The organism is Stenotrophomonas sp. Ste96 (genome assembly GCF_024519495.1).
GTDB lineage: Bacteria > Pseudomonadota > Gammaproteobacteria > Xanthomonadales > Xanthomonadaceae > Stenotrophomonas > Stenotrophomonas bentonitica_A.
The window spans coordinates 138,477-146,223 of the sequence record NZ_JALJRX010000007.1; the positions used below are offsets into that span (position 1 = coordinate 138,477).

At 67.4% G+C, this 7,747-nt stretch carries 9 protein-coding genes; 4 read left to right on the forward strand and 5 right to left on the reverse strand.

The window, feature by feature from the left end; genetic code table 11:
• Positions 1 to 66: 66 nt before the first annotated feature.
• Positions 67 to 1,023 carry a sodium:calcium antiporter gene (locus tag OC373_RS16395; protein ID WP_261998097.1) on the reverse strand — a complete coding sequence of 319 codons (957 nt, stop codon included), beginning with the start codon at positions 1,021 to 1,023 and terminating at the stop codon, positions 67 to 69.
• Between the two features lie 100 nt (positions 1,024 to 1,123).
• Positions 1,124 to 1,705, reverse strand: coding sequence for a hypothetical protein (locus tag OC373_RS16400; RefSeq protein WP_261998100.1), 582 nt, complete (start codon positions 1,703 to 1,705; stop codon positions 1,124 to 1,126).
• Between the two features lie 156 nt (positions 1,706 to 1,861).
• On the opposite strand from OC373_RS16400, the gene OC373_RS16405 reads away from it, so the two are divergent.
• The 3 genes from OC373_RS16405 to OC373_RS16415 all read left to right on the forward strand — a co-directional run bounded on the left by OC373_RS16405 (position 1,862) and on the right by OC373_RS16415 (position 3,296).
• On the forward strand, positions 1,862 to 2,392 hold the full coding sequence (locus OC373_RS16405; protein ID WP_261998101.1) for a hypothetical protein: 531 nt from the start codon (positions 1,862 to 1,864) through the stop codon (positions 2,390 to 2,392).
• Between the two features lie 140 nt (positions 2,393 to 2,532).
• Positions 2,533 to 3,000, forward strand: a complete 468-nt coding sequence (locus OC373_RS16410) for a hypothetical protein (protein ID WP_019185287.1) — start codon at positions 2,533 to 2,535, stop codon at positions 2,998 to 3,000.
• A gap of 68 nt (positions 3,001 to 3,068) precedes the next feature.
• Positions 3,069 to 3,296, forward strand: a complete 228-nt coding sequence (locus tag OC373_RS16415; RefSeq protein ID WP_019185286.1) for a hypothetical protein — start codon at positions 3,069 to 3,071, stop codon at positions 3,294 to 3,296.
• 8 nt (positions 3,297 to 3,304) lie between these two features.
• Here OC373_RS16415 and hmgA read toward each other — a convergent pair whose 3' ends face one another.
• Both hmgA and hppD read right to left on the reverse strand, forming a co-directional pair.
• Positions 3,305 to 4,606, reverse strand: coding sequence for a homogentisate 1,2-dioxygenase (gene hmgA, locus OC373_RS16420; protein WP_261998098.1), 1,302 nt, complete (start codon positions 4,604 to 4,606; stop codon positions 3,305 to 3,307).
• Positions 4,607 to 4,725: 119 nt separating this feature from the next.
• Complete coding sequence (gene hppD / locus OC373_RS16425) at positions 4,726 to 5,841, reverse strand: 4-hydroxyphenylpyruvate dioxygenase (protein ID WP_070426127.1); 1,116 nt, start codon at positions 5,839 to 5,841, stop codon at positions 4,726 to 4,728.
• Positions 5,842 to 5,968: 127 nt separating this feature from the next.
• On the opposite strand from hppD, the gene OC373_RS16430 reads away from it, so the two are divergent.
• On the forward strand, positions 5,969 to 6,457 hold the full coding sequence (locus OC373_RS16430; RefSeq protein WP_026070113.1) for a MarR family winged helix-turn-helix transcriptional regulator: 489 nt from the start codon (positions 5,969 to 5,971) through the stop codon (positions 6,455 to 6,457).
• 4 nt (positions 6,458 to 6,461) lie between these two features.
• On the opposite strand, the gene OC373_RS16435 is transcribed toward OC373_RS16430, so the two are convergent.
• Positions 6,462 to 7,604: a hypothetical protein gene (locus OC373_RS16435; RefSeq protein ID WP_261998099.1), complete on the reverse strand. Its 1,143-nt coding sequence runs from the start codon at positions 7,602 to 7,604 to the stop codon at positions 6,462 to 6,464.
• Between the last annotated feature and the right edge of the window lie 143 nt (positions 7,605 to 7,747).

Below are 7,747 nucleotides of genomic sequence, written 5' to 3' on the forward strand. Positions count from 1 at the left end.
TGCAACACGCCTGTGAAACGGTAGGGCCGGCCGCTGGCCGGCTGCTTCAACGGTTGGCCGTCAACCTCACACGCTGCCGATCAACGCCAGCTCCAGCGCGATCCACCCGACGAAGGCCACCACCAGCACCGCGCCTTCGCGGCGGCTGATGGTGAGGTCACCGCGCAGCATGGGATAGAGCACCAGCACGAAGGCGATCGCCGCCGGCAGCTCCAGTTTCACGAACGATGCGGGCAGCGCCAGCGGGCGCAGCGCGGCCATGCCGCCGACCACCACCAGCAGGTTGAACAGGCTCGAGCCGATCACATGGCCCAGCACCATGTCACCCTGCCCACGCCGCGCCGCCGCGATCGCCGCCGCCACTTCGGGCAATGCGGTGCCGATCGCCACCGGCAACAGGCCAACCAGCAACGGCGACCAGCCCAGCCCGGCGCCGAACACCGGCGCGGCCTGCACAACCCAGCGCGCGCCGACATACAGGCAGAGCGCCGCGAACAGCAGCCGCAGGAGGTTCAGGAACAGCCCGGTGCGGGTCATGGCATAGCCGGCGATGGCCTCGCGCACCGGCTCGGTTTCCAACCGCGCACGGCGCAGCAGGAACACCAGCAGCCCGACGAAGGCGAGCAGCAGAACCGCCCCTTCCCAGCGCGCGATGACGCCATCCAGGCCGAACAGGATCAGCAGCAGGCTTGCCGCCGCCAGGCACACCAGCAGCGGCGAGAGCAGGCGCGCACGGACCAGCAGCGGTGCGGCCAGCGCCGCCAGCCCCAGGGTCAGGCCGACATTGACGATGTTGCTGCCCACCGCGTTGCCCAGCGCGAGTTCTTCCGCCCCGACCACGAAGGCGCGGGCGTTGACCACCAGTTCCGGCAGCGAGGTGCCGAAGGCCACCAGCAGCAGCCCGGCCACGAACGGTGAGGCGCCAAAGCGCTGGGCCAGCCCGGAGGCGGCACGGACGATGCTGTCCCCGCCCAGTGCCAACAGCACCAGGCCCAGCACGAACCAAACAGTGGCAGCGATCATCTGGTGCTCCCCGGTGACGGATGTGGGCCGATTCTAGGGCCCGCCCGGCCCGAACGGTGAACGCCCGCCCCGGCACCCGGGCCAGGGCGGTAGCGGTGGCTCAGGAACAGCCTTCCACGTAGTCGACCTGCGGTGTCTTGCCAACGCGCCACGCGGTCACGTTGCCATCGCCGTTGATCTCGAAGTTGATCAGCGCACCGCCCTCGGCCGCCGGGCGCACGCGCAGGTTGTGGCCCTGCGCGTCGTACTTGTGCGGGGTCAGATCGCCGCGGTCGGGGTACAGCGTCTGCAGCTGGCCCAACGACATGCCGACCTTGCCGCCACCGGGGGCGACGGTGCGGTCGTTGCGCACGTCATAGCGGACCAGGCGCTTGCCCTCGATCATGAAAATGACGTCCTCGGCCTGTGCGCCTTCGGGTCGCAGCGCATGGCAGTAGTCGTCGGCGACCTCGCCCTGCAGCGGTTCTTTCCAGGCCGCGCGGACCTCCTCCAGCGTACTGCCCAACGCGACGGGGCCGTAGCCGTCCAGGCGTGCCGGGCCCGCTGTTGGCGTGCCCGATGCCGCCGTGGCGGGCGCGCTGGGCGCGGTGTCCGCTGCCGGCGCAGGCACCGCTGCCTCGGCGTCGCTGGACGGGGTTTCCGGCGCGCGTCCGCACGCGGCCAAGGCGAGCACCATCCCCAGTGCCATCACGCTTCCCAGCTGTTTCATGCCTGCATCTCCCGGTGAATGGGCGCAGCCTAGCGCGTGCGCCGTGTGGGCGGCATGCACACTGTCGTTGTCATCGGCGTTTCACCTGCCGCGTTCAGGCTCGGCCTGCACCGCATCGACCCCGCCCCCATGCAACCGCAGAAGACCGACCTTGCCCGCACCGCGCTGCAGGCCCACCGCGCTCCGCTGGACATGCGCCAGCGCCGGCTGTTGATCCTGTGCAACGGCCAGCGTGACCTGGTCCAGCTGGGCCAGCTGGTGGGCCCGGAGACCCCGGCGATGGTGATCCAGCTGATCCAGAGCGGGTATCTGGTGTCCAGTGCGGCCGCGGAGGTCACCGTTGCCGCGCCCGCCGCGCCCGCACCCAGCGTGATGCAGACCGCGGCGCTGGCGCCGGTGACCGAACGCCGCCGCTCGCTGGTCGCCGCGCGGATCTACCTGCTCGACATCCTGGAACTGCAGCGCCATCCGCAGGCGGCGGCGCTGTTCCACACCCTGCAGCAGGCCCGCAGCGACGACGCGGTCATGGCCGCACTGCACGCCGCGCTGGAGGCGCTGCCCGGGCTGACCTCGACCGGCTACGCCGAACGGGTGCGGCAGCGGTTGCTGGAGGTGCTGCCGACGGCGCATGCCGAGCGGTTCCAGATCGCGGCGGTTTGAGGCTGTAGTGACCGGATCCGGTTTCGATGAGGACATTGAATTGGACGCGGCAAGAAGCTGCGCGCAGGGTAGGAGCCCTACCCGCCAGTGAGGTTTTACTAATGTATGATTCCCAAATAACAGTTAAGTGGGAGTCGATCATGGTCGAAACGATCAAACTGGCGACTGCCCGGGAACTCGCCGACGCCGGAAGCCTGCGCGAAACGACGGTGACCGCGGAAGCGGGAGGCTACGTTGTCACCTTCGCCCTGGAGAACAGCGACCGTGCGTTGGCCACCAAAGATGGGACGCCGCGCATTTTCTCTGGCGTCGCGGCGGCCGCACGTGTCCTGGCCCGGTTGGGGATCACACGCTATCGCGTAGACGCCTCGGCGACGGCTGGCGCCGAGCCCCCGCGCCGCTCGCGACCGGATCGGGCTCGGGTGCTGAAGCAGCTGCATGAAGACTCGGCCTATCTGGAACGCATCCGTGAAGCAGTGGCTGAAGCGCGCGCGGATTCACGGCCGGCACTGTCCGGTACCGATGCGCACCTGCACATGGCGGCGCTGAAAACGCGACTCGGTGACGAGTTGCAAACGGCATTGAAGCGCCGCCCGTCCACGAAATGACGGTTGCGTGGGGCAGGCTGGCCCTTGAGGATAGAACCCAACAACTTGTTGCCGCCTTCGAGCGCGCCATGGCACTGCCGGACCCGCATCTGTTCATCGCAGCCGTAGCGCGAGACGATGCGATCGAGAACGAAGGAGAGGCCCTGGATGGCCCGGCGGTCTACCGCCTCGATGCCATCAAAGGGGCGTTCCTGTATGCAACGCGCGATGGCCGGTATCTGATCGCCTACCAACGCAACGGCAACGACGTTTACATTGACCGCGTGTTGCCTACCCGCAGGTCGGACGGCAGCTGAGCGCCCACTTACCCCGAGAAATTCGCCTTCAACCCCTGCCAGCAGTGCTGGTACCCGCGCTGGCGGTGCGCTGCCGCCATCGCCTGGGCGGTCGGGCGGATCACGCCGCGGGTTTCGAACATGAAGGCCATGGTGTCCTTGATCACGTCCGGTCTGCTCAGGTCGGCGGCGGAGGCCTTCTCGAAGGTCGCCGCGTCCGGGCCGTGGCCGCTCATGCAGTTGTGCAGTGAAGCACCGCCGGGCACGAAGCCTTCGGCCTTCGCATCGTAAGCACCGTGGATCAGGCCCATGAACTCGCTGGCGATGTTGCGGTGGAACCACGGCGGGCGGAACGTGTTCTGCGCGACCAGCCAACGCGGTGGGAAGATCGCGAAATCCATGTTGCTGGTGCCCGCTGTATCACTGGGCGAATGCAGCACCAGGAAGATCGATGGATCGGGGTGGTCGTGGCTGATCGAGCCGATCGTGTTGAAGCGGCGCAGGTCATAGCGGTACGGCGCGTAGTTGCCGTGCCAGGCGACCACGTCCAGCGGCGAATGATCGATGTCCGCGCGCCATAGCTGGCCCTCGAACTTGGCGATCAGTTCGAACGCGCCATCGACGTTCTCGAATGCGGCGTGGGGCGTCTCGAAGTCGCGCGGATTGGCCAGGCCATTGGACCCGATCGGGCCCAGGTCGGGCAGCTTCAGCAGGGCGCCGAAGTTCTCGCAGACGTAGCCGCGTGCATCGCCATCGGGCAGTTCGACCCGGAAGCGCACGCCACGCGGGATCACCGCGATCTGCTGCGGTTCGATCTCGATCACACCCATTTCGGTGAGCAGGCGCAGGCGGCCGAGCTGCGGAACGATCAGCAGCTCGCCATCGGCGTTGTAGAAGTAGCGGCCCTGCATGTCGCGGTTGGCCGCATACAGGTGGATGCCCACGCCATGGTGGGCGTCGGGCGAACCGTTGCCGCCCATCGTGTACAGCCCCTCGACGAAATCCGTGGGCGTGCCGGGCAGTGGCAACGGATCCCAGCGCAGCTGGTTGGGCGAGACCGCACCCTGCGCGAAGTCACCGTGCAGGTGCGGCTGGGTGAACGGGGTGAACTCGCCGTGGGTCACCGCGGGGCGGATGCGGTACACCCAGCTGCGGCGGTTGCTGCCGCGCGGCGCGGTGAATGCGGTGCCGGACAGCTGTTCGGCATACAGGCCATGGGCGACACGCTGCGGGGAGTTCTGCCCCACCGGCAGCGCACCAGGCACCGCCTCGGTGGCGAACTCGTTGCCGAAACCGGTCTGGTAGCCGCGCGATGACATCGGGTTGTTCATGGTCCTGCTCCGCCGGAGGCGTGGATGGCAAGGGAGTACAGCCGATGGCACCGGCGCGGACGCCGATGCCATCGTTGCAGCGTAACGCGGGCAGCTGCCGGTGCGTTACAGCGCGCGTCTTACAGCACGCCGCGCTTCATCTGGTCGCGCTCGATGCTCTCGAACAGCGCGGTGAAGTTGCCTTCGCCGAACCCTTCGTTGCCCTTGCGCTGGATGATCTCGAAGAAGATCGGGCCGATGCAGTTGGTGGTGAAGATCTGCAGCAGCTTGCGCTGCTTGGTCTCCGGATCGGCATCGATCAGGATCTTGTTCTTCGCCAGCCGGGCCACGTCTTCACCGTGGTTGGGCACGCGCATGTCGATCACGTCGAAATACGTCTCCGGCGTGTCCAGGAACTCCACGCCCTGGGCGCGCATCGCTTCCACGGTCTCGTAGATGTTCTCGGTGAAGCAGGCGATGTGCTGGATGCCCTCGCCCTTGTAGGCGTCGAGGTATTCGTTGATCTGGCTCTTCGGATCGGAGGATTCGTTGAGCGGAATGCGCACGATGCCATCCGGCGCGGTCATCGCCTTGGACACCAGGCCGGTCTTGAGTCCCTTGATGTCGAAGTAGCGGATCTCGCGGAAGTTGAACAGGCGCTCGTAGTAGTCCGACCACTGCTGCATGTTGCCGAAGTACAGGTTGTGGGTCAGGTGGTCGATGAAGGTCAGGCCGAAGCCCTTCGGGCGCGGGTCCACGCCCTCGATCGGCGCGTAATCGGTATCGAACATGCTGCCGTTGGCGCCATAACGGTCGACCAGGTACAGCATGCAGTCGCCGATGCCCTTGATGATCGGGGCGGCGACGGCGCGGGTGTCAGGCTTGAAGTCGATCGCTTCGGCGCCGTTGCCCAGGGCCATCTGGTAGACCTCGTCGCCCGGCTTCTTGAAGCGGATCGCGAAACCGCAGGCGCACGGGCCGTGCTTTTCGGCGAAATCCGAGGCGAACGAGTCCGGCTCTTCATTGACCAGGAAGTTCACGTCGCCCTGGCGATAGACTGTGATCGCACGCTGCTTGTGGCGCAGCACGGCGGTGAAGCCCATCTTGCGGAAATAGTCGTGCAGTTCGGCGCCACGGCCGGCCGGGGCGGCGAACTCGACGAACTCGAACCCATCGATGCCCATCGGGTTTTCGAAGGTGGTGACCTGCATGCCCGGATCGGGTGCGTAGGACGCGGTGCTCGTTTGGCTGGTCATGCTGTGGCTCCAAAGCAGTCCGCATCGGAAAAAACCAGGTGCGGTAGGAAGGCAGACCCGCGAGAATGCGGAGTCCGGAACGTAGGTTATAGTTTCACATGAAACCACCATCAAGGTGCACCGCAACATGAGCCCGCCCGATCCCAGCAGTCACAGCATCCGCGCCTCGCACGCCCTGCTCGATCTGGAGCAGTTCCTGCCGTACCGGCTGAGCGTTCTGTCCAACCGTGTCAGCGGCAACATCGCCAAGCTGTATGGGGACCGTTATGGGCTGGCGATCCCCGAGTGGCGGGTGATCACGGTCCTGGCGCTGTACCCGGGCTCGTCGGCCAGCGAGGTGTCCGATCGCACCGCGATGGACAAGGTCGCGGTCAGCCGCGCCGTGGCCAGACTGCTCGAGCGGGGCTTCATCAAGCGTGAAACCCATGGCGACGACCGGCGCCGCTCGGTGCTGGCGCTGTCGGCGGCCGGTTTCGAGGTGTATGAAACCATCGCCCCGCTGGTGATCGACATCACCCGCAAGCTGATGTCCGTGCTCAGCGAGGAAGAGGAACAGATGCTGGAAACGCTGATCCTGCGCCTGGCCGGCGAAGGCCTGCAGCGGATGGACGAGTAGCGCCTCAGCTCAGGTGTTTGCGCCGCGCATGCACCCAGGGCGCGGCCAGGGCGCCGATCGCACCGCCGGCGAACCCCAGCGAGGCCGCCACGGCGGCCGCTTCGATCGCCCCGGGCAAGGCCAGTGCGGCCACCACCAGCAACAGGGATGGCAGACCGATGAAGGTCGCCATGAAGTAGCGCCAGCGCGGTGACCACGTGCCGACCTGGAGCAGGCTGACCGGCATCCAGGCTTCGCCGGAGGCGTCCTGGGCGACCTTGGCGGCGACCTTGCCCAGGTCCGCTTCGACCGGCCCCTTGCCGCCACGCGCGGCAGCCAGCATCGCGGCCACCTCATCGACCGCCGGGAAGCTGGTCGGCCAGCTCTGCGGGGGGGTGACCCCATAGGCGGTCAGCAGCGGCACGCTGAGCCACGGCGCCAGCAGCGGGCGCACCTTGCGGCGATCCAGCACGCACCAGAGCTGCGTCACCCCGTGCGCGGTCACGCTGTACAGCGCCAGCTGCGCCGGCGCCGGGTACGGCAGCAGGTGCACGCGCGCGGCCATGCTGTCGTAGCCCATCGCACGCAGGAAGCCGGGGCGGGTACGCCCCTCGTGCGCCCAGGCCAGGCCGAGCGCGCCGACCAGATACACCTCGGCAGGGTCCTTCGTACCGGCACTGGCGCGATCGTCGCTGGCCAGGAAGAACGCCAGCGATTTGGGTTCTTCGACGTCGTGCTGGTCCCAGCGGCCGGCATCACCGAGTACATGCCTGAGCGGCACGCGCGCCGGGGCGGTTTCGTCCTTGCTGGCGTTGTGCAGGAACGGGACCACGCTCAGCACGAAGCCCTGCAGGTCCACGCCACGGACGCCTGATCCCTGCCACTCGGCCGGGATCAGGCCGGTCAGGCTGCCCTGGCGTGCCAGCGCGTCCAGCTGCGCCTTCTGCTCGACCAGTTTCTGCACCGCGGCCTTGAGCAGCACGTTGCCGGGCACGGAGACCATTGGCAGGCGGTAGCGGATCGCACCCGGCGCCGGCGTCCCGCCCTCGCCATCGAGCGCATCCGGCGCGGTCTGGTCGTCCAGCAGCACATCGACCGACGGCAGGCCCACGCCGGCCGGCGCATCGAGGGAAACATCGGTGGGGGTGTCACTGGTGCCCGGCTGCATGCGTCCAATTCCGTCGGTTGCCCGCCACGAACAGCGCGGCATGAGGTCCTTGGAGGTAGCGGCAGGGTGGCAGACAAATTGAGCGCAAAAAAAAAGGTTCTTCACCCAACTCCGGGGAAGGCCGCCCGGATCTTCAGGAAGAA